The organism is Alphaproteobacteria bacterium LSUCC0396 (assembly GCA_041228345.1).
Classification (GTDB): domain Bacteria; phylum Pseudomonadota; class Alphaproteobacteria; order Puniceispirillales; family Puniceispirillaceae; genus UBA3439.
Window position 1 is genome coordinate 2,244,179 of sequence record CP166131.1, and the last position, 24,192, is coordinate 2,268,370.

19 protein-coding genes are annotated in these 24,192 nt (G+C 42.5%); 7 read left to right on the plus strand and 12 right to left on the minus strand.

The genetic code is table 11. The features are described from left to right. Nucleotides 1–110 precede the first annotated feature (110 nt). Complete coding sequence (locus AB8881_10670; protein XDZ62998.1) at nucleotides 111–2,072, plus strand: flagellin; 1,962 nt, start codon at nucleotides 111–113, stop codon at nucleotides 2,070–2,072. A 150-nt stretch (nucleotides 2,073–2,222) separates the two neighbouring features. Here the strand turns inward: AB8881_10670 and AB8881_10675 are convergent, their stop codons facing one another. The 3 genes from AB8881_10675 to AB8881_10685 form a co-directional block, all read right to left on the minus strand. Continuing rightward, entirely contained in the window at nucleotides 2,223–3,425 is a 1,203-nt protein-coding gene (locus AB8881_10675; GenBank protein ID XDZ62999.1) for a flagellin, read from the minus strand. A 214-nt stretch (nucleotides 3,426–3,639) separates the two neighbouring features. After that, entirely contained in the window at nucleotides 3,640–5,139 is a 1,500-nt protein-coding gene (locus tag AB8881_10680) for a tetratricopeptide repeat protein (protein ID XDZ63000.1), read from the minus strand. A 92-nt stretch (nucleotides 5,140–5,231) separates the two neighbouring features. Beyond that, the gene (locus tag AB8881_10685) at nucleotides 5,232–7,238 is read right to left on the minus strand and encodes a tetratricopeptide repeat protein (protein ID XDZ63001.1); all 2,007 of its coding nucleotides are present in this window, start codon (nucleotides 7,236–7,238) and stop codon (nucleotides 5,232–5,234) included. A 456-nt stretch (nucleotides 7,239–7,694) separates the two neighbouring features. Between AB8881_10685 and AB8881_10690 the strand changes: the two genes are divergently transcribed. Further along, a complete protein-coding gene (locus AB8881_10690) occupies nucleotides 7,695–9,701 on the plus strand; it encodes a tetratricopeptide repeat protein (protein ID XDZ63002.1) in 2,007 nt (668 codons plus the stop codon). A 92-nt stretch (nucleotides 9,702–9,793) separates the two neighbouring features. Next, on the plus strand, nucleotides 9,794–11,902 hold the full coding sequence (locus AB8881_10695) for a tetratricopeptide repeat protein (protein XDZ63003.1): 2,109 nt from the start codon (nucleotides 9,794–9,796) through the stop codon (nucleotides 11,900–11,902). A gap of 539 nt (nucleotides 11,903–12,441) precedes the next feature. On the opposite strand, the gene AB8881_10700 is transcribed toward AB8881_10695, so the two are convergent. From AB8881_10700 to AB8881_10740, 9 genes are all read right to left on the minus strand, one after another. Further along, a complete protein-coding gene (locus AB8881_10700) occupies nucleotides 12,442–13,503 on the minus strand; it encodes a zinc-binding dehydrogenase (protein ID XDZ63004.1) in 1,062 nt (353 codons plus the stop codon). Nucleotides 13,504–13,511: 8 nt separating this feature from the next. Then, nucleotides 13,512–14,180: a class I SAM-dependent methyltransferase gene (locus tag AB8881_10705; GenBank protein XDZ63005.1), complete on the minus strand. Its 669-nt coding sequence runs from the start codon at nucleotides 14,178–14,180 to the stop codon at nucleotides 13,512–13,514. Between the two features lie 42 nt (nucleotides 14,181–14,222). Then, nucleotides 14,223–15,290, minus strand: a complete 1,068-nt coding sequence (locus tag AB8881_10710) for a phosphotransferase family protein (GenBank protein XDZ63006.1) — start codon at nucleotides 15,288–15,290, stop codon at nucleotides 14,223–14,225. Next, complete coding sequence (locus tag AB8881_10715) at nucleotides 15,260–15,859, minus strand: haloacid dehalogenase-like hydrolase (protein ID XDZ63007.1); 600 nt, start codon at nucleotides 15,857–15,859, stop codon at nucleotides 15,260–15,262. The genes AB8881_10710 and AB8881_10715 overlap by 31 nt, the downstream gene beginning before the upstream one ends. Nucleotide 15,860: 1 nt before the next feature. Continuing rightward, nucleotides 15,861–16,784, minus strand: a complete 924-nt coding sequence (locus AB8881_10720; GenBank protein XDZ63008.1) for a transketolase family protein — start codon at nucleotides 16,782–16,784, stop codon at nucleotides 15,861–15,863. Then, a complete protein-coding gene (locus AB8881_10725) occupies nucleotides 16,784–17,617 on the minus strand; it encodes a transketolase (protein ID XDZ63009.1) in 834 nt (277 codons plus the stop codon). Before AB8881_10725 ends, AB8881_10720 begins: the two co-directional genes overlap by 1 nt. Nucleotides 17,618–17,729: 112 nt before the next feature. Beyond that, nucleotides 17,730–18,833 (minus strand): DegT/DnrJ/EryC1/StrS family aminotransferase, encoded by a 1,104-nt coding sequence (locus tag AB8881_10730; protein XDZ63010.1) that lies wholly within the window; start codon nucleotides 18,831–18,833, stop codon nucleotides 17,730–17,732. Then, nucleotides 18,830–19,987, minus strand: a complete 1,158-nt coding sequence (locus AB8881_10735; GenBank protein XDZ63011.1) for a DegT/DnrJ/EryC1/StrS family aminotransferase — start codon at nucleotides 19,985–19,987, stop codon at nucleotides 18,830–18,832. Before AB8881_10735 ends, AB8881_10730 begins: the two co-directional genes overlap by 4 nt. 15 nt (nucleotides 19,988–20,002) lie before the next feature. After that, on the minus strand, nucleotides 20,003–21,031 hold the full coding sequence (locus AB8881_10740) for an NAD-dependent epimerase/dehydratase family protein (protein ID XDZ63012.1): 1,029 nt from the start codon (nucleotides 21,029–21,031) through the stop codon (nucleotides 20,003–20,005). A gap of 310 nt (nucleotides 21,032–21,341) precedes the next feature. Here AB8881_10740 and AB8881_10745 point away from each other — a divergent pair, with 310 nt between their 5' ends. The 4 genes from AB8881_10745 to AB8881_10760 all read left to right on the plus strand — a co-directional run bounded on the left by AB8881_10745 (nucleotide 21,342) and on the right by AB8881_10760 (nucleotide 24,106). Beyond that, nucleotides 21,342–21,500: a hypothetical protein gene (locus tag AB8881_10745; GenBank protein XDZ63013.1), complete on the plus strand. Its 159-nt coding sequence runs from the start codon at nucleotides 21,342–21,344 to the stop codon at nucleotides 21,498–21,500. 119 nt (nucleotides 21,501–21,619) lie between these two features. Continuing rightward, on the plus strand, nucleotides 21,620–22,573 hold the full coding sequence (locus AB8881_10750; GenBank protein XDZ63014.1) for an NAD-dependent epimerase/dehydratase family protein: 954 nt from the start codon (nucleotides 21,620–21,622) through the stop codon (nucleotides 22,571–22,573). Continuing rightward, on the plus strand, nucleotides 22,573–23,208 hold the full coding sequence (locus AB8881_10755; GenBank protein XDZ63015.1) for an SIS domain-containing protein: 636 nt from the start codon (nucleotides 22,573–22,575) through the stop codon (nucleotides 23,206–23,208). Before AB8881_10750 ends, AB8881_10755 begins: the two co-directional genes overlap by 1 nt. Before the next feature lie 385 nt (nucleotides 23,209–23,593). Further along, nucleotides 23,594–24,106, plus strand: a complete 513-nt coding sequence (locus tag AB8881_10760) for a WbuC family cupin fold metalloprotein (protein ID XDZ63016.1) — start codon at nucleotides 23,594–23,596, stop codon at nucleotides 24,104–24,106. Nucleotides 24,107–24,192: the final 86 nt, after the last annotated feature.

A 24,192-nucleotide genomic window follows, 5' to 3' on the forward strand; every position in this document is an offset into this window, starting at 1 on the left:
CCATAGCTCTAAAAATGCCCCCTTTTTCATTGAAAGAATCATCAACCGCTAATATTGGCACAATGTTTGCAAGGTGGAACTGTGTCAAAAACTTTGGATTGGCTAGATAAATGAGCAAGATTAATACAAATATGGCAGCGGTTACTGCACTTTATCATCTTCGCAATAAAGAGGATGCGCAGAACCAATCTATTGAACGTATTTCTTCTGGGCTAAGATTGAACCACGCCCTAGACGATGCTGCAGGCGCTTCGATTGTCAGTCGAATGACTTCCCAAATTAAGGGTTTGGAGGCAGCAATGCGGAACGCTGCTGACGCTATATCGCTTACTCAAACTGCTGAAGGCGCGTTGGATGAAGTTTCATCAATCCTTCACAGAATGCGAGAGCTCTCTGTTCAGGCTGCCAACGGGGTTTATACTGGTCAAGATCGCCAAGCTATCCAAAACGAGGTGGGTCAAATTCAAATCGAACTGGCGCGTATTGCCCAGAATAGTACTTTTAACGCCGTAAAAATGCTCAACGGTGACTTTACCAATACTGCCTTTCAAATCGGTTTTATGCCAAATGACACGGCAATATTATCCATAGAGAATGTTGATCCCACCGGACTTGGTGAGTATCTGACCAAGACCGATCAGCTGAGAGCCTCAAGCGCAAGCTTTATGCCAGCAGCCGCTCCAATCGTTGCAAATTCAAAAGCTGACTTCCAGCCAAGAATATCCGAGTCCGAAAACCTGACAATATATGGAAATGTTGGGAATGTTACTATTGATATTAATGGTGGCTCTACAGCGAAAGAAATTGCCGCAAGCGTTTCTTCGAGATTGAGTGAAACTGGTGTTTCTGCAACTGCTCAAACCCGCTTGAACATCGAGTTTGCTGAAACAGCTAATGGAACGCAAAAGACAGATACTGTTTCGTTTAATCTTTATGGTAAAAATACGACGTCACCCGTATTAATCTCGGCAAATGTTGACTTTGGTGAGACTAACGGACGTGGCGCCAACCTCACTGAACTCGCCGCAGCAATTAATGGCTCAACCGGTAAAACTGGGATTTCAGCAGCTTTAAGTGTTGATAAAGCCACGATGACACTACTGTCTGATGATGGATATGATATTGTCGCAGAGGACTATGTGCTTGTTGGTGTGACCGGCCCAGATATGATTGTGGCGGGAGCTGATGAGAAGAAGAATGCGTTAGCTGGTGTAACGAAACTGAACATTAAAGCAGGCACGGAGCCTAACAGTGTGCAGGTCAGTGGAGAGGTGACATTTAGGTCTCCATTTATTTTCTCTGTAGCCTCCGGAAGCATTGGAACATCTGCAGCACCGAATTTGATGGCTCCAAGAGCTCCCTATGAGTCTGTTCTTGGCGACGGCGCTGCATTTAGTGTGCCTGCAGGCACCTATATTGTTAATACTCCAACGGCTGCCGCTAGTGCGGAATATGGCGGAACACTGCCTGATCCCATTGCCGCTAGAACGTCTGGGACAGGCATGACGCTTCAGGTTACAGTTGACGGAAGCAGCAATGTAACAGCGGTTCAAATACTGAATCCTGGTAAAGACTATGACTATGGTAATGTTTTGAAAATTCCTGGAACAAACTTTCTGTCAACAGGCACAGGGTTTGTGGAATTAGTTCTGAATCCGCCAACATCTCTTGGGTTAACTACGCCTACTGGTGATGGTACAGCAATTGTTAATCCTGGCGGCATGTTCTCGTCAAATCCTCCGGGCGCAACACTGTCCTCAGTCTCTAGCTTAGACGTTCTGACAGTAGAGAATGCAAAAAAGATGTTAACGGCTGTTGATGGCGCATTAGTTCGTATTGATCTAGAGCGTTCAGATCTCGGTGCAACTATGTCCCGAATGGAGCATGTGATTAATAACCTGTCTAATATATCCAAAAATACCAAGGAGGCTCGTTCGCGTATCCAAGATGCGGATATAGCTCTTGAGACAACGAATCTAACTAAAGCTCAGGTTCTTAACCAAGCAGCTCAAGCGATGCTAGCTCAGGCTAATAGAACGTCTCAATCAATCCTTAGCTTGCTCCAGAACTAAATAATAAGAAAATGAGGACCGACTATATCTCCCTTGAGATAAGCAGCCCTTCGGGGCTGTTTTTTATTCAATTTACTCTGAAGTAGAAACTTCTTCATGACAAAAGGGGGCGATTTCTCGCCCCCTTCATCAAACAGTCGTGAATGTTGCTTATTGCAACAAGCTGAGGACGGACTGCTTAGACTGGTTAGCTTGGGCCAACATCGCCGTCGCTGCTTGAGCGAGAATCTGTTGCTTGGAGAGGTTGCTTGTTTCTGTTGCAAAGTCAGCATCAATAACACGTCCCACTGACTGCTCAGTCAGCATTGAGCTCTTTGATAAGTTATCAATGTTGTGCGAAAGCCTGTTCTGGATCGCACCAAGCTTCGCCTGTGCGGAAGAAACTTCTTCTAGTGCCTTATCCAAACTCTCAATCGCATGGCCAGCATTAACAGTGTTTTCAACCTTGATGCCAGAAAGCGATGAGGTTTGGCCATTGGCAACACTTAAACTTATGGTAAAGCTATGTGCTTGGCCAGCGACGCCATTAATTGTACGTGGCGTGTAAGTAAATGTAATTGTGCCTTCGTGAGTAGTGGTATTGGCAATGGCTGCCTTTGATGTCAATTCACCAGTCTTTGCGTCAATGGTAAAAAGATCGTTTGTTGAGCCAGCTCCAGTCAGTGCAAACTCTCCAAGAGAGTCACCTTTAAATACCTCTTTGAAAGCTGAGTCAGCTAAGGACAGGGTATTAATTTGAGCAGACGTAGTTGCATTAACAGTCAATGACATAGCAGTTGCATTCGTGGTTGCAACAGCAGATTTGGTAGCTACAAACGTAGCTTTTTCAACTGCATATGATGTCAGCTTGGCAGTATCAACTGTTTTAAGTCCATCAACACTAACCCGTATGGTTTCAGCATTTGTGTTGCCAGCGCGGATGCTCTGGTCGTAAGAGCCATCCAAAACTTTGACGCCGTTAAATCGGGTATTGGTCGCGATCTTATCAATTTCGGCTAGAAGCGCGTTTACTTCCAGTTGGGCATTATCACGGTCCTTTGAAGTATAGATACCGTTCTCCATCTGCACGGCAAGTTCACGCATACGCAAGATCATGTTAGAGATCTCACTCATGCCGCTCTCAGCCGTCTGAACAAGAGAGATCCCGTCCTGTGAGTTCCGGATAGCCATCTTGATACCGTTTAACTGGCTTTTCATTTTGTTTGCAACAGCCATACCAGCAGCATCATCAGCAGAGCTGTTAATGCGCAAGCCAGAAGATAGCCGCTCCATGGATGTTTGCATTTTGTCGTTGGCTTTGGTGGAATAGGTGCGCGCCATCAACGCACCAACATTGGTGTTTATAACAGTCATCGTCAGATCCTCATCTAGTTTGATGTAGAAAAGCTTTCTAACCTTCCTACCCACTGGAACGACCATGAGTTAAATAATTTAGTTATTAATCAAAAAAACATTTTTAATTAATAACTAAATTATTGATTAAGAAACAAAAAAATATACCTCTCTTGGGCCCCATCTTTGAACTCTTCTTACTAGGAGTGCCTAAAACTTGGCTTTTCCCGGTATGTTATTTTATGGTTTTAAGAGTAGGTTTCCAGTCACCAGGTTTTTTTTGTCTGTGGAGTTGGAGTGAACCATACCAATAGCTATCAGAGCGCTCTAACCCCCACTGCCAGCTTCGATTAAAGGGCAATAGAACTCTGGTGTTAGCACCAAGAGCACCAGCAAGATGCACTGTTGCGTTATCAATAGATACGATCTGATCGCACGCCATAATAAGCGCAGCCAGGCCATCAATGTCGTTGCGGTTATCAATCTCTGACACCTCGGCAACCTCAATGCCGTGATCTTCCCTCAACTTGGCAATTTCATCAGAGACATCACCATATTGTAAATTGACCAGCTTTACGTTGGGCCCGTCTAGATGCTGTGCCATATCACTTAAAGTAATATTTCTATGATGTGCGCCTGCAATTGGTGAAGATGAGTTCCAGCTGATACCAATAAGGGTCTTGGCCTCACCTTTTAAAAGAGTTTTTCTCAACTCTTGTGAACGTTCACTCTCACAACGCAGATATGCTTTCGACGCTTTAGAAAAGCTATCTAATGATGGTCTAAATATATTGGGCAAAGATCCCATTGGGATATGACAGTCATAACTATCTTCCAGCGCTGGGCTTTTCCTGCACCGATATTCGATGCCATCTACAAATGATCTTTTAAAGAGAGGGATAAGCCTCTCATCACATTGTACGATCAGCTTAGATGAAGTGGCGGCAAGCTCAGGAATGAGCGAGGCATACATGATCTCATCACCAATACCTTGTTCAGCCCATAAAAAGACCCTTTTATTAGCTTCACCTGACCATCGTGGCTTTGACGTGGTGAGTTCTGTTCCAATATGTTTTTGTTCGGTTTTCCAGCGCCACTCACAAAGTGGCCAGCCTTCCTCAAACTCACCAAATAGAAGAAGTTGAAGGGCTTTGTTCCAATGCGCCTCCGGATAAGTAGGATCCAAAGCAATGGCCTTATTCAAATCAGCCATCGCTTCGTCAAAACGACCCAACTCCTTTAATAACAATGCTCGATTACTATAAATTTCGGCACTTTCAGGATTTAGAGATATAGCTTGTTCATAATTTATCATCGCCTCATTAAATCGATCTAGCTCCACTAACACTAATGCTCGGTTGTTGAAGGGCTCTGCATAATCAGGCTTCAATGATACGGCTTTACTATAATTAGCTAATGCATCATCAAATTGCCCCATATTTTTAAAGGTAATGCCACGATTATTATAAGCTTCAGCATAGTCTGGCTTTAAGTATATGGCTCTAGAAAACAACGATAGAGAAGCCTCATACTGCTGAACCTGACAAGCCAAAACTCCTGAAAGTTGGAGTGCAACAACATTGTCAGGATCGATTTTTCTTATCTTTTCATAAATCATGTTAGCAGCAGCTAAATTGCCATTTTGATGCCGTTCAACTGCGGCTTCTAAAAGCAATTGTATTTTTTGCTTTTGTTCACTTAGCTGTATATTTTGGTTTTTAAATGCTAATGACATGCTAATCACAACGCCTTTTAGTTCTCAAAATTGTAAATTTAAGTATTTTAGAAATTGGCACTTCCCAGCTAGCCCCAGCTTTTCCCGGTATGTTATTTTATGGTTTTAAGGGCCTGTTTCCAGTCACCAGGTTTTTTTTGTCTGTGGAGTTGGAGTGAACCATACCAATAGCTATCAGAGCGCTCTAACCCCCACTGCCAGCTTCGATTAAAGGGCAATAGAACTCTGGTGTTAGCACCAAGAGCGCCAGCAAGATGCACTGTTGCGTTATCAATAGATACGATCTGATCGCACGCCATAATAAGCGCAGCCAGGCCATCAATGTCGTTGCGGTTATCAATCTCTGACGCCTCGGCAACCTCAATGCCGTGATCTTCCCTCAACTTGGCAATTTCATCAGAGACATCACCATATTGTAAATTGACCAGCTTTACGTTGGGCCCGTCTAGATGCTGTGCCATATCACTTAAAGTAATATTTCTATGATGTGCGCCTGCAATTGGTGAAGATGAGTTCCAGCTGATACCAATAAGGGTCTTGGCCTCACCTTTTAAAAGAGTTTTTCTCAACTCTTGTGAACGTTCACTCTCACAACGCAGATATGCTTTCGACGCTTTAGAAAAGCTATCTAATGATGGTCTAAATATATTGGGCAAAGATCCCATTGGGATATGACAGTCATAACTATCTTCCAGCGCTGGGCTTTTCCTGCACCGATATTCGATGCCATCTACAAATGATCTTTTAAAGAGAGGGATAAGCCTCTCATCACATTGTACGATCAGCTTAGATGAAGTGGCGGCAAGCTCAGGAATGAGCGAGGCATACATGATCTCATCACCAATACCTTGTTCAGCCCATAAAAAGACCCTTTTATTAGCTTCACCTGACCATCGTGGCTTTGACGTGGTGAGCTCTGTTCCAATATGTTGCTTGGTTTTCCAGCGCCACTCACAAAGTGACCAGCCTTCCTCAAACTCACCAAATAGAAGCAGTTGAAGGGCTTTGTTCCAATGTGCCTCAGGATAATCTGGATCCAACGCAATGGCCTTATTCAAATCAGCCATTGCTTCGTCAAAACGACCCAACTCCTTTAATACCAATGCTCGATTACTATAAGCCTCTCGTTCGTCTGGCTTGAGCGATATCACTTTATTAAAATCATCTAATGCGTCTTCAAGGTAGCTGAGCGCAAAATAGACATTTCCACGATTATTGTAGGCTTCTATAAAGTCATCTTTGATAGTTAGAGCCTTGTTAAGGTCAGATAGCGCTTCGTCATAGCGGTTGAGTTTTTTTAGAGTCAGTCCGCGGTTGTTTAATGCTTCTACATTTTGAGAGTTAAAAACTAAAGCTTGTGCAAAATCGTTCAACGATTCATTGGTGAGGTTTAACTTTTGAAAAACGATACCTCTATTGAAGAATGCGTCTCCAAACGTTGAATCAAAAAAGATAGCATCGTTATAATGATTTAACGCGTTTTCAAGTAAGTTCATTTCCTTGCAAAGTGTGCCAAGGTTGTTGTGCGCTTCTGCGTAATCAGGGTCTATTGAAAGTGCATGCTCATAGTCAGATTTGGCATTGTTAAACTGTTTGATTTCTTGAAAAGCAATACCGCGATTATTGAATATTTTTGATGAAGTCGGTTTCATTGATAACGCACTGGTGTAATCAGCTATGGCAGCATCGATTTCTTGGAGTTTGTGACGTGCAAGACCACGATTATAAAACGCCTCTGCGTATTTTGGGTTGATTGTTATGGCCGTGCTGTAGTCATCGATAGCGGCTTTGAAATCTTTTTGTTCAAAATATGCAATACCTCGGTTGTTGTATGCTTCAAAACAATTAGGCTTTAATAAAATCACTTTAGAAAAACGCTCTATTGAGCATTTATAATTTTGTAATTGAAGAGCCACCAAGCTTGAAAGTTGCAAAGCAGTCAAATGGTCTGGCTCAATCTCCAGAGCGCTTAGGTATTTGATCTCCGCAGAGTATAATTGACCGTTTTGGTGTTCTAACATTGCAATTTCTATCAAATTATTGAATTTATTTGATAAAATATTATTTTTATCTGAAAAATTATTTTTGAGAAGTGCCATAATCAAATTGACCATTTTTTTTGGATTTAATTCAAATCAAATAAGCAATGACTGTGCCGAAATTAAGGATAAATTATTTTGTCAGTGATTTAGATCGAAAATTGTATGTCCAGAGCTCATAAGCATTCAGGGTTGTTTGCAGAAGAAATAGTTCATGATCTCCATTGAGGAAGCTTTTAGCTAATTGAATTTTTGCTCTCAAGTTTCTTTAAATTCTTAAGTAAATTTAAAACTTGTATTGATATCGGTAGTGGTGCTGGTGTCTAAACAGATGTCTTGAGTCATGCTGGTTTAGAAGTTTTCCAAGCTGATAAAAATCTTGATATTGCAGACTTCAAAGCTATTGGCCTAGTTTGAATCCATAATTCAGCTTGATCCAATCTTTAGGCACGCTAATTGCAGATAAGAGGAAAATTATTCATCTTTAAAGTAAAGTAACGAGGTTTTTTGGGTGAGATGGCTTTAGCGACCGATAACCGAACTGGATTGAAAAGTCCTCAAAACAAAAAGACTCAACTATTGTTAAAAGCGGCAATAATTAGACACAAAAACTTAGAATTTGAAGCTGCAAGATTGCTTTATGAAGAAGTACAAAAATCTGATCATGGCAATGTGCTCTCTTTGCAGCTGTCTGGTTTATTGTACTGCCAAATGAAAGATTATGAAAAATCAATTGAGCTTCTTTCGCGTGCGATTGCTCTGGAGCCCGCCCACGAGGATTCCTATTACCACAGAGCGATTTCTTATCAGGAACTAGGTTATTTGGAGCAAAGCTTTGATGATTACAGTTCAGTCCTTAATATCAACCAAGAAAATTTCTATGCCCTAAACAATCGTGGTAATATACTGAGAGACTTGGGTCGTCTTGATGAGGCTTTAAGGGATCTTGATTTGGCACTTGTAGTCAACTCAAATTACGCTTGTGCATACAATAATCGCGGAATTGTATTCAAAAGGCTTGGTCATGTTGATAGAGCCATCATGGACTATAGTAGAGCCCTGGCGCTGGAACCTCATTATTCGGAAGCTTTTTATAACCGGGCAAAAGCATTTCAAGACACAGGTCAACTAGAAAATGCGTTGGTCGATTATGACAAAGCTATTGCTTTCAAACCAAATTATTCAGCGGCGCTGAACAACCGTGGTTTGATACTGAAAGAACTTCTTCGGTTTGACGAGGCGTTGGATGACTTGAACCAGAGTTTAAATATAAACCCTGATGACCACGAGGCGTACAATAACTTAGGACTGGTACTCAGGGAGCTTTGTCGTTTCGATGATGCGTTAAAAACTCTTGATAAGGCGCTGTCACTAGAACCAAACTACTCAAAGGGCTTGAGTAATAGGGGAAATATTCTCCAAGATTTGATGCGTTTTGACGAGGCGATGATAAGTTATGAACAAGCTATATCTCTAAATCCTGAAAGTGCAGAAGCTTTTAATAATCGCTCTCTCGCTCTAAAGGAGTTGGGTCGTTTTGGCGAGGCGATGGCTGATTTGAATAAGGCCATTGCGTTGGATCCAGATTATCCTGAGGCACATTGGAACAAAGCCCTTCAACTTCTTCTATTTGGTGAGTTTGCAGAAGGCTGGCCACTTTTTGAGTGGCGCTGGAAAACCAAGCAACATATTGGAACAGAGCTCACCACGTCAAAGCCACGATGGTCAGGTGAAGCTAATAAAAGGGTCTTTTTATGGGCTGAACAAGGTATTGGTGATGAGATCATGTATGCCTCGCTCATTCCTGAGCTTGCCGCCACTTCATCTAAGCTGATCGTACAATGTGATGAGAGGCTTATCCCTCTCTTTAAAAGATCATTTGTAGATGGCATCGAATATCGGTGCAGGAAAAGCCCAGCGCTGGAAGATAGTTATGACTGTCATATCCCAATGGGATCTTTGCCCAATATATTTAGACCATCATTAGATAGCTTTTCTAAAGCGTCGAAAGCATATCTGCGTTGTGAGAGTGAACGTTCACAAGAGTTGAGAAAAACTCTTTTAAAAGGTGAGGCCAAGACCCTTATTGGTATCAGCTGGAACTCATCTTCACCAATTGCAGGCGCACATCATAGAAATATTACTTTAAGTGATATGGCACAGCATCTAGACGGGCCCAACGTAAAGCTGGTCAATTTACAATATGGTGATGTCTCTGATGAAATTGCCAAGTTGAGGGAAGATCACGGCATTGAGGTTGCCGAGGCGTCAGAGATTGATAACCGCAACGACATTGATGGCCTGGCTGCGCTTATTATGGCGTGCGATCAGATCGTATCTATTGATAACGCAACAGTGCATCTTGCTGGCGCTCTTGGTGCTAACACCAGAGTTCTATTGCCCTTTAATCGAAGCTGGCAGTGGGGGTTAGAGCGCTCTGATAGCTATTGGTATGGTTCACTCCAACTCCACAGACAAAAAAAACCTGGTGACTGGAAACAGGCCCTTAAAACCATAAAATAACATACCGGGAAAAGCTGGGGCTAGCTGGGAAGTGCCAATTTCTAAAATACTTAAATTTACAATTTTGAGAACTAAAAGGCGTTGTGATTAGCATGTCATTAGCATTTAAAAACCAAAATATACAGCTAAGTGAACAAAAGCAAAAAATACAATTGCTTTTAGAAGCCGCAGTTGAACGGCATCAAAATGGCAATTTAGCTGCTGCTAACATGATTTATGAAAAGATAAGAAAAATCGATCCTGACAATGTTGTTGCACTCCAACTTTCAGGAGTTTTGGCTTGTCAGGTTCAGCAGTATGAGGCTTCTCTATCGTTGTTTTCTAGAGCCATATACTTAAAGCCAGACTATGCTGAAGCTTATAATAATCGTGGCATTACCTTTAAAAATATGGGGCAATTTGATGATGCATTAGCTAATTATAGTAAAGCCGTATCATTGAAGCCTAATTACGTTGATGCTTTATATAACTGTGGTATCGCTTTGCAACAGCTGAATCGTTTGGATGAAGCTATTGTTAGTTACAGTAAGGCCATATCAATTAGGCCCAATTATGTTGAAGCTCTAAATAACCGTGGTAATATTTTTAAAGATTTAGACCGGCTCGATGAGGCATTAGCTGACCTTAGTAAAGCCGTGGAATTAAAGCCCAATGATGCTGAAGCCCTTAATAATCGTGGGGTTATTTTACAAGGTCAAAAATTGTTTAACAAAGCCCTGGTTGATTACAATAGAGCTCTAGAATTGCAACCAGATTTTGCCGCAGCATTAAATAACCGAGGCATTGCTTTTCAAGAACTGGGTATGCTTGATGAGGCATTAGGTGATTTTAACAAAGCGATAACACTTGAGGCAAATATTGCCGAAAATTTTAATAATCGTGCAAATATATTAAGAGAACTCGGCCGTTTAGATGAGGCGATAGCTGATTTGAATAAGGCTATTGCCTTAGACCCTGACTATTTAGATGCGTTGAATAACCGAGCACTTATTTTCAAAGAAACTAATCGTCTTGACGAGACTTTAGCTGATCTTGATAAAGCTATAATTCTAGATCCCATTGCTACTAAAACCCTCAACAACAGGGGTGTTATTTTAAATGAGCTTGGTCGATTTGATGAGGCGATGGCTGATCACGACAAAGCCATATCCCTACAGCCTGATTATGCAGAGGCCTTCAACAACCGAGCATTGGTATTAAAGGAGTTGGGTCGTTTTGGCGAGGCGATGGCTGATTTGAATAAGGCCATTGCGTTGTATCCAGATTATCCTGAGGCACATTGGAACAAAGCCCTTCAACTGCTTCTATTTGGTGAGTTTGAGGAAGGCTGGCCACTTTGTGAGTGGCGCTGGAAAACCAAACAACAGATCGGAACAGAGCTCACCACGTCAAAGCCGCGATGGTCAGGTGAAGCTAATAAAAGGGTCTTTTTATGGGCTGAACAAGGTATTGGTGATGAGATCATGTATGCCTCGCTCATTCCTGAGCTTGCCGCCACTTCATCTAAGCTGATCGTACAATGTGATGAGAGGCTTATCCCTCTCTTTAAAAGATCATTTGTAGATGGCATCGAATATCGGTGCAGGAAAAGCCCAGCGCTGGAAGATAGTTATGACTGTCATATCCCAATGGGATCTTTGCCCAATATATTTAGACCATCATTAGATAGCTTTTCTAAAGCGTCGAAAGCATATCTGCGTTGTGAGAGTGAACGTTCACAAGAGTTGAGAAAAACTCTTTTAAAAGGTGAGGCCAAGACCCTTATTGGTATCAGCTGGAACTCATCTTCACCAATTGCAGGCGCACATCATAGAAATATTACTTTAAGTGATATGGCACAGCATCTAGACGGGCCCAACGTAAAGCTGGTCAATTTACAATATGGTGATGTCTCTGATGAAATTGCCAAGTTGAGGGAAGATCACGGCATTGAGGTTGCCGAGGTGTCAGAGATTGATAACCGCAACGACATTGATGGCCTGGCTGCGCTTATTATGGCGTGCGATCAGATCGTATCTATTGATAACGCAACAGTGCATCTTGCTGGTGCTCTTGGTGCTAACACCAGAGTTCTATTGCCCTTTAATCGAAGCTGGCAGTGGGGGTTAGAGCGCTCTGATAGCTATTGGTATGGTTCACTCCAACTCCACAGACAAAAAAAACCTGGTGACTGGAAACCTACCCTTAAAACCATAAAATAACATACCGGGAAAGGCTGGGGCTAGTTGTTTGCCTGTTTTTCTTTGTCGAAGGATTGTTTTGGAAGCGCACCAAGCTGGGTGTTCATGACAGTTATCTTTCCCAAAAGCCAAACATGTACGGCGTCATGATGTGTTGAGCTTTTGACAGGTGGAGATCAGAGCGCAAATCTTGGAAAGCTGCGAGCTCCCAATACCGCCAAACTTCTTGTGCCAATAGTAATGGTTCTTTCCCGAAATCCCAGCCTTGCGGCAAGAACCCAATGCATTTAGCCCATCATGTAAATATACGTCGCTCTCTAATAAAGCCTTCAGCGCACCTTTGTCCAACTACCGTTTCCTTGCCATCCTTAAAACACCCTATGGCCATGAAGTAATGGCAAGGTTTTAGTGGGCTAGGACAACATTAAATGAGATTGATGCAAATACGATTTTTGCTTCCTTTGCTACACTTGATGGAATTTCTTTGACGTTATCGGTGTTGTTACGGAAGGCAGACATACTTAACGTCCATGGCTTTGTCTTTATTAAGCTGACATTTTTTATTTTGCATCCATGCCTATGACGATTCGGCCATGAATGCTTCCGTTTCTCATCCCGTTAATGCCAGCATTTATCCTATCTAGTGAGATGCGATGCGTTATTAAATGGTCAAGTCTCAGCTTGCCTGATTTATGGAGTGATAGATACCTTGGAATATCCACATGCGGAATTGTTTCACCACCATGTGAGCCAGATATGCTTTTACCAAAATGAAGGGGCAATGTATAGATGCTGGTATTACAGCCATCAGGCGGCACCCCAACAAGGATAACGCGTCCTTCTGCACTTGTAAGGTAATAGCCAAGCTCGATAATTTCTGGAACTCCGGTATTGTCGATGAATACATCTACTGGTGCGTTCTTCAAGATTTGTTCAATTTCTGACTTTGGGTCACGAGTGCTTGCATTAATGACATGCGTTGCCCCTGCTTTTTGGGCAATCTCTAGGCGTCCAGGATGCAGGTCAACCGCTATTATTGGATGTGCAGATGTCATTGCTGCGGCTTGAATAATATTCAACCCGACCCCGCCGGCTCCATAAATAATGATGCTCTCGCCTATTTTCAATTTTGCATTATTGATAATCACACCAAATCCAGTAGTTACAGCACATCCAAATAGGGCTGCCAATTCTTTGTCATAATTCTTGGGAATGACGGTCAGTCTGTTTTCCGAAACTATCGAATATTCGCTAAATGTGGTGATGCATCCCGCATTAACGTTTTTGTCGCCCCACGTATAAGTTGGTGGCATTGCCTCAATACCTTGCCCTTTTCTCCAGTGCATCACGACATGGTCGTTTGGCTTTACATGCCGCACACCTGGGCCAACCTCTATTACATTGCCAGATCCTTCGTGTCCCAGTAGGTGTGGCAAATAATTATCAAAGCCTTTCACGCCATCTATTTCACCTAATTGAGATCCACAGATGCCGCTGAAGTGTATTTTAACAAGCACTTGGCCTGGCTCTAAGTTTTCGGGCAAGCAGATTTCATCAATGATCAAGGGCTTTTTCAACTCTACCAAGATTGCTGCTTTGAATTTTCTTTGAGCTATTTTCATTTGATTCCCTACTCAAAAAAAATAAATGAATGATCGCCAGAATATCCTGTTAACCTAAACCACCAATTCCACTCTTCAGGGGTGTTAAAGGCTTCACAGGTGACTTGCCAATAAAGTAAGTTCGCTTTTTCTTGCTCGTTTCTGTAAGACTCAACACACAAGTATTTTTTGTCCTTGCCAACTCGTTCCATTTCTTGCAGCGCCGGAAACAGTTCTTGTGCATACAAATTGTGGAGCGTCGTAAGGGATAGTACGAGATCAAATTCATTGGCTTCAAAAGGTAAATTCTTGGCATTGCCAATGGATACACGGTCTCTGATTTCCGGAAGTGAATTTTCGATTGCATAACTGGATATATCAATGCCTGTCACCTCAACGCCTGGACAAACCTGCATGAAATCATAGAGTAAAAATCCTTTGCCACATCCAATGTCTAGAATTTTATCCCCAGCTTTTATGCCATAATGTTCAACCATGGCTTTTGCCACTTTGGCCCACCGGCCATCATAGCTATAGCCGCCATAATTCACCTTGCGGCTACCATCCCAATAGTCAAAATCCCACTTTTTGGCGAGAGTCGCAGCATAGGCCTTTGGATATTCTGGGTCATTTACCCGCGCGAGGTAGTCACGTTTGGTGCTTTTGTGAACAGATGACAAAAAATCTATATAGCTCATGTGGGGAAACCTTTGGCAATTCGGATGATTGTTATAAAGGCCTTAATAAAATTCTTCATTGCAGCGTGTTAGGATTACCCTAGCCGTTTCAATTCGGTCGCGGCAAGTGGCTTTGTATTTCTGTGTATCTTGGTCCAAGCCCCGCGCATTGGCCCAGTCTAGCCTGAGTGGATTAAGTAGAATAGAGCACCATCTTAGGCCAAATAACGGCCTGAGAAACTTTGCTCTGGTTATATGGAGTTGCAACCTATCTTTGTTCAGGTAGGAAAGGCAAGATGCCAAGAATTTGTCATAATACTCTTGCGGCACTGGTATTTGTGGCTGAAAAAAAAAGTCTGCCGATAGCTTGGCCGGATCATCCCATCCGGCATATTCAAAATCAATAAAAATAAGGGACCCAGATTTGGTTTTTATGGTGTTATGAAATCCGAAATCAGATGGTGATAGGCATCGCTCTTTCTGCGGTAGTGCTTCATCTATTTCGAAACCTTTATCCGTAACCATTGGAATTATTCTGGTCTCAATCTGCATTAACGAGGTCGCCATATCGGTTAACAGGTCTGTCGATGCAGTGTCTTTATCCTTGATTAGTTGGAGCTCAGTGATCTTATCCCGCACGAAATCAATGTGGTCATTGACAGAGAACTTTGCATCTGACGCAATGGGTAAATGAGCGGCAGAGTCTTGCATCAATGGTGTGTTGAGTGTTTTGATGAATTGTATGGCTGAGGAAATATTTGAGGCTGTAATTGCATCTGAACTTATTCTGCTGCCTTCAATAAATTCATAAATCGCCATATTAGCGTCCTCATTGAGTGCATGGGGCGTTGGGATAGGTGAGTTGCCATCAACATCCTTGACCAGAGAGAGAAAATCCCACTCGGTTTTCAACCTATTTCGATTATCCACTTTTGAAGTATTGTATTTTTTCAAGGCATAAGCACGCCCTGAGATTGAGACTTTAAGAACAGTATTGTTGCCCCCGGCATAGGTTTCAATAACCTCTAAATCATCAATTTCTGCTTTGCAGAAAGCCATCAATTTTTCGATCTGCACTGGATCGGTATGTAAAATAGCGGCTAAGTTAATAATGTTTTGAGCTGATCCCAATGGCTGATTCTTTCAATATTTGGCTCTTTTAGGTGATGTGAACACGGGTCAAAAAGTATTTTTCTGGTGCCTTTAGGGAATTTCTCTGCTTTCAAAATCTCAGGCAAATCGTCCACAAAAATATCACATTTTTGTAGTCCAATTTGGTCTATTTTTTCAGCCTTAGTTTGATGAAAAAAGATGAATTTCTTTTCAATCAAAATGTTGTTGGAATTAGAAAAATATGTCTCGATCCATTCCCTTGCGGTAGAGTGCAAATCATACTTGGGGCCTCTAAAGGGATGCTTTGTTTTATGGCTGATAATTTTGCATACGTGGTTTTTACGTTTGGCCCAATCTAAAAACTCTGTGACCCCCTCATAAGCGTTCACTTTTTTCATCGCATTGCCATAGACGAACCCTTGCAACTTGATCCATTCTTCCTCCATGTTGTTTTCACGAAGGTGTTCCCTAACGGATATTTTATCAACGGGCACCGACGGATCAATTAGGCTTTTCTCGACGGCTACAGTGTGGAACACAACGTCGTAGCAGGCTATGGTATTGTCAAAATCCAGCCCAATATTCATTTCAAGTACGGCTCATTTCTCTGATTACTTCACAAACTTTAGCTGCATTTATATCAAATTGATCCATTGCCAAGTTATGGTTGCAGATTTTATGGATGAATTCATCATTGCCTGAAATACTAAAAAGCTGGGGCCGTTGGTTTTGTTGTGAGCTGCACCATTCAGCAATTGCACCATATAGCCCGCCAATGCGGCCGTGTTCTTCAATTACGATCAATTTATCAAAGGATTTAAAAATTTCAACCAGCCTATCCTCGTCTAATGGTTTGATAGTGTGAAAATTTTCAACGCGCAGTGAAATGTCTTCTGATTTTAATATTTCCGCTGCTTGCATGGCTTGATTAAGAACTGGCCCAGAGCCTATTATGCACGCGTCAGTGCCCGAGCGCATCGTGACAGCCTTGCCAAACTCTATGGTCTCAGGGCCCTTGTACAGATCAGGTTCCCCCTTCTTTCCAAGGCGAATGTAAATTGGTGCACCATAATCCAAAGCAGCCATAAGGCCGTCACGGGTTTCCTTAGGGCCTGAGGGACAAAAGACCGTCATGTTGGGCAGCGTTCTTAAGATGGCGATGTCTTCCATGGAATGGTGCGTTGGGCCAAGAGAAGCATAAGATAGTCCTGCACCCGACCCAACAATGATCACCGGAGCATTGTTGTAACAAACATCAACGCGGATTTGTTCAAAACAACGATATGTGGTGAATGGGGCGATTGTATAAACGACGGGTCTGAGACCAGTCATTGCCAAGCCAGCCGCCAACCCCATCATTGTTTGCTCTGCAATGCCACAATTTAGAAATTGACCTCGCGTATCCAATTTTAATCCATCAAACATCCGGTTTCCAATATCACCAGAAAGTAAAACAATTCTATCGTCCTGCTTTGCTTTGTCGTGTATCGCCTTTGCAAAACTATCCCTCATTATAGAACCCTTAACTCTAATTTGGCTTCATCGATTTCCTTGTCAGTAGGGATCTTATAATGCCAATTGTTATCATCTTCCATGAATGACACGCCTTTGCCTTTAACAGTGTGGGCAATCACAGCACGGGGGCGACCAGTTGTTGATTTCTGGAGGATGTCTGAAAGTGCCGCTATGTCATGTCCGTCAACTTCCACAGCATCCCAACCGAAAGACCGCCATTTATCAGCCAATGGGTCAATATTCATGACTGCCTGACTGCGATCCGTTGCTTGCCATTTGTTGTAGTCCGTCACGACAGTTAAATTTTCAAGCTTTTGCGACCCAGCTAGCATTGCAGCTTCCCATGTAGTCCCCTCGTTACTCTCTCCGTCACCAATGAGAACGTCAATTCTGTTCGACCAATTATTTTTTTTGCTGGCAATCGCAAAGCCCAAAGCAATTGGCAGCCCATGGCCAAGTGACCCAGTAGCAGCTTCAATGCCTGATAAATATTGAGGGGCAGGGGGATGTTCGCCAAAGACGTCTGCTCCATCATGTTTAGCGGTAGCCAATCTTTCTTCTGGGAAAAAGCCAGCCATCGCCAGAACCTGAAATAACGCCGGTGCGGCGTGTCCTTTGCTCAACACAAATCTATCACGCATCTCATTTTGTGGATGCTTGGGTTCAATGTTCAAAAGGTGGAAATAGTAGACTGTAAGGATGTCCACACAAGACAGACATGACGCAACATGCGGCGTGCGCGATGATGCAGAGTATTCAATAATTCTTAAACGCAATTCAGCTGCGGTTGCTTTTAGATCCTGTAATTTTTTATCGTATAACGGTTTCATGGATGGCCCATTATAGTTTTTGAGCTTGAAGATCGAATTTCCGCTGAGCCAAAATTCAGAATATTGATAGACCTTTGGGTTGTCGAGTTAGGTCTCTAAACTCGTAAGTAGCTTATCGATAGAAATTTCTGATGCAATTTACAATATAGCTGATCTCATCATCGTGAAGTTCAGGATAAATTGGCAAGCTCATCATCTTTTTGGAAATGCTCTCAGCCACAGGAAAATCGCCTTCTTTGTAACCCAGAGCCACTGCCGCTGGTTGCAGGTGAAGTTGAATAGGGTAATGAATTTTAGTCTCAACGCCAACACGGGCCAAATAATCCATCAACCGTTCGCGTTCTTCTACCTGAATAACAAAATTGTGATACACGCAATATTCATGTTTTTTGTCAAACGGAGTTCCAACCAAATCGCTCAAGCCATTTCTATAAAGATCAGCGATTTCTCTGAACCGAGCAGTAGTGCTGTCTAAATGTTCAAGCCGAAACAAGCCTATTTCTGCCTGCAAAGTATCTAATCTTGAGTTCATACCCCAAAAATCTGCAGAGTCACGGCCAACCATGCCATGGTTTCTGAGTTTTTTTAGTTTTTCATAAAGGGCCGTATCATTTGTCGTGATAAACCCTCCATCTCCCATGACGTTCAAATTTTTCAATGGGTGGAGACTGAAACTTCCGGCATTGCCAAGCCCGCCCACTCGGCGCCCTTTGTACCTGGCACCAATAGCTTGGGCTGCATCTTCGATTACAAAAAGGTTGTGCTGTTGGGCTATTGTATTCAACGCGTTCATTTCGGCTGGTTTACCCGTCAGGTGAACCGCAATTATGGCTCTGGTTTTACTCGTGATACGAACTTTTACACAATCTGGGTCAAGATTTAAATCATTGCGGATATCTGCAAATACGGGCGTTGCACCAATGTTTGAGATGGAACTCGCCGAGGAAATATATGAGTTGGGCGCCGTTATGACTTCATCGCCGATACCCAAGCCAAGGGCAAGCATAATCATTGACAGAGAGTCAGTTCCGTTGCCAACACCTAGCGCATGTTTGACTTCACAATATTCGGCAACCGACGCTTCGAATTTCTGCACCCCATCGCCCATGACATAGGCACCACTTTTTCCCACAGTTTGAAAGATTTCAGTCAGCCTCGCTTTTTGATTTTCAAATTGACGGGCCAAATTCACAAAAGGAACTTGTGGGTGTGTCATGAATAAAAGCCTTGAATTAATTGGATGACGTCTTCTCGCTGTTCGTTGGAGATGAATTCATGAACAGGTAACGACATTACTGAAGCGGCAACATATTCGGCTCTCGGAAAATCACCCTTTTTGTAGCCAAAGGATTTTGCGGCAGGCTGCAAATGCATCGGTGTTGGGTAGTGGATTTTGGCATCCACACCCCGCTCCTCGAGATAGATTTTCAATTCATCCCTATTTTCAAAACAAAGCGAGTAAATATGAAATACCTGCTTAATGTAATCCCCATCTCGCGGCGGAATTTTTATTTGTGCGATATTTGATAGTGCGGTATCGAAGTATAGGGAATTATCAATTCTTTTTTGCGTGATGTTAGACAGCTTTCCAAGAAGGTGCTCTGCAACTACGGCTTGTATGGTGTCTAGACGCGAATTGTACCCAAACAACTCACAAGTGTCCCGGCCAGACAAGCCGTGATTTCTCATCAACCGCAGTTTTTGAACTATTTGCTCTGACTGTGTGCAAACGACGCCACCATCACCCCAGACATTCAAATTTTTGAGAGGGTGCAGTGAAAAACAACCAGTGTCGCCCATCGTGCCGGCATTGTGGCCATGATAAGTGGCGGTGATTGCGTGGCAGGCATCCTCGACAATTTTTAGCCCGTATTTATTGGCAATTTCGTTTATAGCGTTCATTTCACATGGTTTTCCTGACCAGTGAACAGGCATGATTGCCTTTGTGTTTGGGGTTATGGCCGCTTCTATTTTTGATGGGTCAAGATTATAATCGTCCATAATGTCAACAAACACTGGACGGGCACCTGCTGTTACAATGGCACCGATTGTGGCGTAGAATGTAAATGGCGTGGTAATGACCTCATCACCTGGATTATCGCCAATGCCCAAAGCCTTCAAGCTGAGGAACAAAGCGTCGGTTCCACTGCCCACACCGACTGCGTATTTGCTATTTACCATGCTTGCAAAATGTTCTTCGAACTCGTCAACCGCGCGGCCAAGAGTGAAGTCGCCATTTCGCACGATAGTCGCAATTTTTTCCAGTATTATCTCATAGTCGTAGAATTGCTCGCCCAGATAGTTGTGGTTAATTTGCAGCGGGCGCGTTCGATCGTACTGATGCGGCAAGAAATTCTTTACATTTTCCAACGTAGGCTCCTTGAATTAAATTTGGTGCGCGTATTCGAAGGGATGCTTTTCAAGTTCATCTATATTAGCCTTCAACCAATCAACTGTTTCGATAAGACCGCATGAAAGCGATATTTCTGATGACCAACCCAATTCATCAACCGCTTTTTTGGCATTCATCAAATAAGCCTGATCTTTTCCCATCCGCTCTGGCCCATCGACACAAAAATCCTCCATGTCAACATCCATGAGATTGCTGATTTTAACGACAAGCTCTTTAATAGACACAAATTCATCGTTCGAGAAGTGATATGTCTCTCCCAAGGAACCATGCCTCAGGGTTGCAAGAATGCCACTCGCGACGTCCCTACGATGTATGAATGAGCGAATAGATGTTCCACCCCCATCAAGTGTTAATTTTCCCTTCCCCAGCGCAGCTAATATTGTGCGCGGAACAATTCTGTATAACTTTTGGCCTGATCCATAAAAGTTCGCAAATCTAGTTGTCATGACTGGAAAATCAAACTGACTGTAGAATGCGTTTAAACTCATGTCAGTGGCTGCGTGTGACACTGCATAAGGCGTAGATGGATTATAGGGCATATTCTCGCTAAGAAGCTTATCGCTACTTCCATAAACTTCGGGCGTTGAAATTCGAACGTAGGCCTTGAGGTGTTCGTTGCCAATGAGATTTTTATGCAGTTTTGATTTCGCCAGAATGTTGGTCTGATACCATTGATCGGGATTTTCCCAACTCTGCGCAACCATTCCTTGGCCTGCAAAATCTATTATTGCATCTGGTTTTACGAACTCTATCAAGCTAACAAGTTTTTCAAGATTGTTGTTTATGTCGACTTTTTCAAAAGTGAATTTATCAATGTTTTGGTGTTTATCATAAACGCGGAAAGCGCCATGTAATTCGCGTGATCTGCTGACACCCCAAACATTCATTCTCGAATTAAGACACGCTTCAACTGTTGCTGCCCCCGCAAAAGAATTGCTTCCTAAAATCAGGATATTTGAAACATGTCTATTGGGAAGACCCTTTCTTGGGTTGATGTTCATTTATCAGATTCTCGAAAATAAAAAGGGTTGAGTGAGTGATGGTGTCGTCAGAATCTGGTAAAGTTGAGTGTTCAAGAGCACGCTGGGACGCTATACAAATAAGGCAGCCACATAAATTAAAAGCCTTTTGTAAATGATCTATCGGCCTGATGATTATCATATTGTTTTTGTCTAAGCATCTCCGAAGCACACATCCAATATATCTGATTTTACATTCTAAAATTTGTAACCGTTTTTTTCCAAAAAGTCGAAGGCTGTTTTGATCCCCTAAAACTATGCCATTACTCAATGGTCACAGGAAGTTTTAAGGATGGCAAGGAAACCGTATTTGGAAGAAGATGTGTTGAATATTTTGCGTAAGGGTGACTTGCATTTACATGATGCGCTGAATGTCGTGATTTCCTGCCGTAAGGCTGGGATTTCAAGCAAGACCTCATCGCGCATTGGGCATGAGATCATCCGTCCCTGAAACCGTGTTAGAGAAATCCAAAACAAGTTGTATTGAGAGAAGGCGGTAGACACAGCGTCTGAGGTTCTGGCATAGTTGTTGCACGAGGGTGTCAGGCGTTAATCAATCGGGGGCTGACTATGAAGATACTTGTAACAGGAGGTTGCGGTTACAAGGGACATGTTCTTGTCCCAAAGTTGTTGACGGCTGGTTACGATGTGCGTGTTGTAGATACGCAGTGGTTCGGGAATTTTCATTCTAAACATCCTCGCTTGGAGTTAACATCAGGTGATGTAAATGATGTTAGCACTGTCAAGTTTGATGATGTCGATGCCATTATACATCTTGCCTCCATCGCGAATGACCCCTGCGGTGACCTCAACCCAAAATTAACTTGGGAGACAAGTTGCCTTGCAACTATGCAGCTTGCAGACGAAGCAGCAAGGCGGGGTGTAAAGAGGTTTATTTATGCTTCTTCCGGTAGTGTTTATGGTGTGAAATCAGAAGACAAGGTTACAGAAGAACTAAGCCTTGAACCTATTTCAGAATATAACAAGACCAAAATGGTTTCGGAACGTGTTCTTCTTAGTTATCAAGATCGCATGACTGTACAAATCGTAAGACCCGCCACGGTATGCGGGGTTTCTTCTCGCATGCGTCTTGATGTCTCTGTCAATATGCTTACCATGCAGGCTCTGACAAAGGGTGAAATCACAGTTTTTGGCGGCAGTCAAATCAGACCAAACATCCACATTGACGATATCTGCGATTTGTACATTTTCATGCTCCAAAACCCGAATTTTGCCGGTATTTTTAATGCTGGTTTTGAAAATATTTCAATCCTGGATATCGCCTACATGATAAAGGACAAAGTGCCATGTGATATAGTTGTGACAGAAAGTAATGATCTGCGTTCTTATCGACTTGATTCGACAAAGTTACTAAACACGGGTTTTGCGCCAAAAAAGAGTGTTGGACAGGCAATATTAGATATCATTCGCGCTCATGGGTCTGGGGCATTAAGCGATGAAGAACATTTCTACAATCTGAGATGGATGAAACGAAATGGATTTGCCGAAAGGACGGCTGCATAATGAATTATTATTCAAAAACTGCTGAGAAATCTGCTGGTAGTCAAGGAGGTTATGTTTTCGGTTGCGAGCATATGTTCTTTTCTGATTATGCAAAAGTGTTGACTGGCTCTTTAGCAGATGCTGACTGGACGAGTGTGTTAGAACTTTCTGAGATGATATTGGAAACCCACAAGTCAGGCGGAAGAATATTCTTGTGTGGTAATGGCGGGAGCGCTGCAAATGCAATGCATATTGCGAATGATTTCGTTTATGCCGTAGCTGAAAAGACAGGGTCAGGCATTGATGCGGTGTCATTAAGTGCAAACACCGCTTTATTGACTTGTCTGGGGAACGACGTTGGATATGAAAATGTTTACAGTGAACAACTGGCTGTATCAGGGCGCTCTGGGGATGTTTTGATTGTATTTTCAGGAAGCGGCAACTCACAAAATAATATTAATGCTATCCATACTGCTCACTCACGAGGCATGCGCACAGCTGCAATCCTTGGATATGATGGCGGTTTGTGCAAACAAATTGTTGAACTGCCAATCCACTTTAACATTGCCGATATGCAGGTTGTAGAAGACCTTCAATTAACGGTTGGTCACATGGTTATGAAGTGGCTCAAAAAGGAAATTGCTGAAGTCCCATAAATTCAGGAGCTTTTATACCTCAGAGGTCTACAATTAATTTATTATAACCTGCTGACAGCCCGTTGAAAAAAATTAAAGGGTATGTTTGGAGCAGTGACTTAATGAGAAAGCGGTTGCCTTCACACCTTCATGACATTTTCACAAGATACTATTACCAGCACAATAGAATACAATAAGTCTTGAGCAAAACCAAACACGCCATGCCACAATGCCATCATATGTCTGATCAAGCAGTTATGGAGCTGGAGAAAGCAGGGCATTGTAGCTCACATCCTGTTTCAATTGCCTTTAAATGAAGAATTGAAATGATCTGGCGGAGCAAAACATTCGAACTACATTGTCATCAAGTTTGAAAAAATCTCGTTAACCCTTTTGAGAGAATGCGATGGCTGAAGTGAATATAGCTGAGACTGAGCAAGAAATATTACGGGCGTTTAAGTTAGAGAAAAAAACAAATGCCGTATATTTTTGCACAGAGTATCCCAGCATCATTACCCAACTTGCCATCGAAAGACTAATTGAAATTGCATTAGTGCGCGAAATAAGAAGATTCAGAATTTGTTTACATCAATCTCAAAATGAAGCTGTCCAAGAAATGATAATGGTAATGCTTAAACCGCAAAGAATAGATACACTCCAAACTATTTCTTTAGACAATTTGGACAGAACAACTAGCTATCATCTAATTGAGGGAGATATGCTGGTTTCAAGCCACGATGATAAAGGTATTATAACAGACACCTACCACCTTAAGGCCCACGACCCAAGCCTAGCAACCTCAATACGATTAAATGCTAGAAAAAATAGGTCGATTCAAGTTCTTTCAGATCGTTGCATATTTATCGAAACTGCGAGCGGACCGTTTACAGATGAAATGACAAAATGGTGGAACAGCTAAAATTGGTGAAAAAAGAATTTCATTACTATCCTTCAATAAACAATAAAGTGGCAGGTATGAATGCTGGACCAAAAAGTACTCTGCGT

What these genes read in the sequence shown, in the direction of transcription:
- AB8881_10755 (XDZ63015.1), top strand. Translation starts at nt 22,573, where the DNA reads ATGAATTATTATTCAAAAACTGCTGAGAAATCTGCTGGTAGTCAAGGA.
- AB8881_10760 (XDZ63016.1), top strand. Translation starts at nt 23,594, where the DNA reads ATGGCTGAAGTGAATATAGCTGAGACTGAGCAAGAAATATTACGGGCG.
- AB8881_10730 (XDZ63010.1), bottom strand. Translation starts at nt 18,833, where the DNA reads ATGACACACCCACAAGTTCCTTTTGTGAATTTGGCCCGTCAATTTGAA.
- AB8881_10680 (XDZ63000.1), bottom strand. Translation starts at nt 5,139, where the DNA reads ATGTCATTAGCATTTAAAAACCAAAATATACAGCTAAGTGAACAAAAG.
- AB8881_10690 (XDZ63002.1), top strand. Translation starts at nt 7,695, where the DNA reads ATGGCTTTAGCGACCGATAACCGAACTGGATTGAAAAGTCCTCAAAAC.
- AB8881_10750 (XDZ63014.1), top strand. Translation starts at nt 21,620, where the DNA reads ATGAAGATACTTGTAACAGGAGGTTGCGGTTACAAGGGACATGTTCTT.
- AB8881_10670 (XDZ62998.1), top strand. Translation starts at nt 111, where the DNA reads ATGAGCAAGATTAATACAAATATGGCAGCGGTTACTGCACTTTATCAT.
- AB8881_10685 (XDZ63001.1), bottom strand. Translation starts at nt 7,238, where the DNA reads ATGGCACTTCTCAAAAATAATTTTTCAGATAAAAATAATATTTTATCA.
- AB8881_10725 (XDZ63009.1), bottom strand. Translation starts at nt 17,617, where the DNA reads ATGAAACCGTTATACGATAAAAAATTACAGGATCTAAAAGCAACCGCA.
- AB8881_10745 (XDZ63013.1), top strand. Translation starts at nt 21,342, where the DNA reads ATGGCAAGGAAACCGTATTTGGAAGAAGATGTGTTGAATATTTTGCGT.
- AB8881_10695 (XDZ63003.1), top strand. Translation starts at nt 9,794, where the DNA reads ATGTCATTAGCATTTAAAAACCAAAATATACAGCTAAGTGAACAAAAG.
- AB8881_10705 (XDZ63005.1), bottom strand. Translation starts at nt 14,180, where the DNA reads ATGAGCTATATAGATTTTTTGTCATCTGTTCACAAAAGCACCAAACGT.
- AB8881_10700 (XDZ63004.1), bottom strand. Translation starts at nt 13,503, where the DNA reads ATGAAAATAGCTCAAAGAAAATTCAAAGCAGCAATCTTGGTAGAGTTG.
- AB8881_10715 (XDZ63007.1), bottom strand. Translation starts at nt 15,859, where the DNA reads ATGAATATTGGGCTGGATTTTGACAATACCATAGCCTGCTACGACGTT.
- AB8881_10740 (XDZ63012.1), bottom strand. Translation starts at nt 21,031, where the DNA reads ATGAACATCAACCCAAGAAAGGGTCTTCCCAATAGACATGTTTCAAAT.
- AB8881_10675 (XDZ62999.1), bottom strand. Translation starts at nt 3,425, where the DNA reads ATGACTGTTATAAACACCAATGTTGGTGCGTTGATGGCGCGCACCTAT.
- AB8881_10720 (XDZ63008.1), bottom strand. Translation starts at nt 16,784, where the DNA reads ATGAGGGATAGTTTTGCAAAGGCGATACACGACAAAGCAAAGCAGGAC.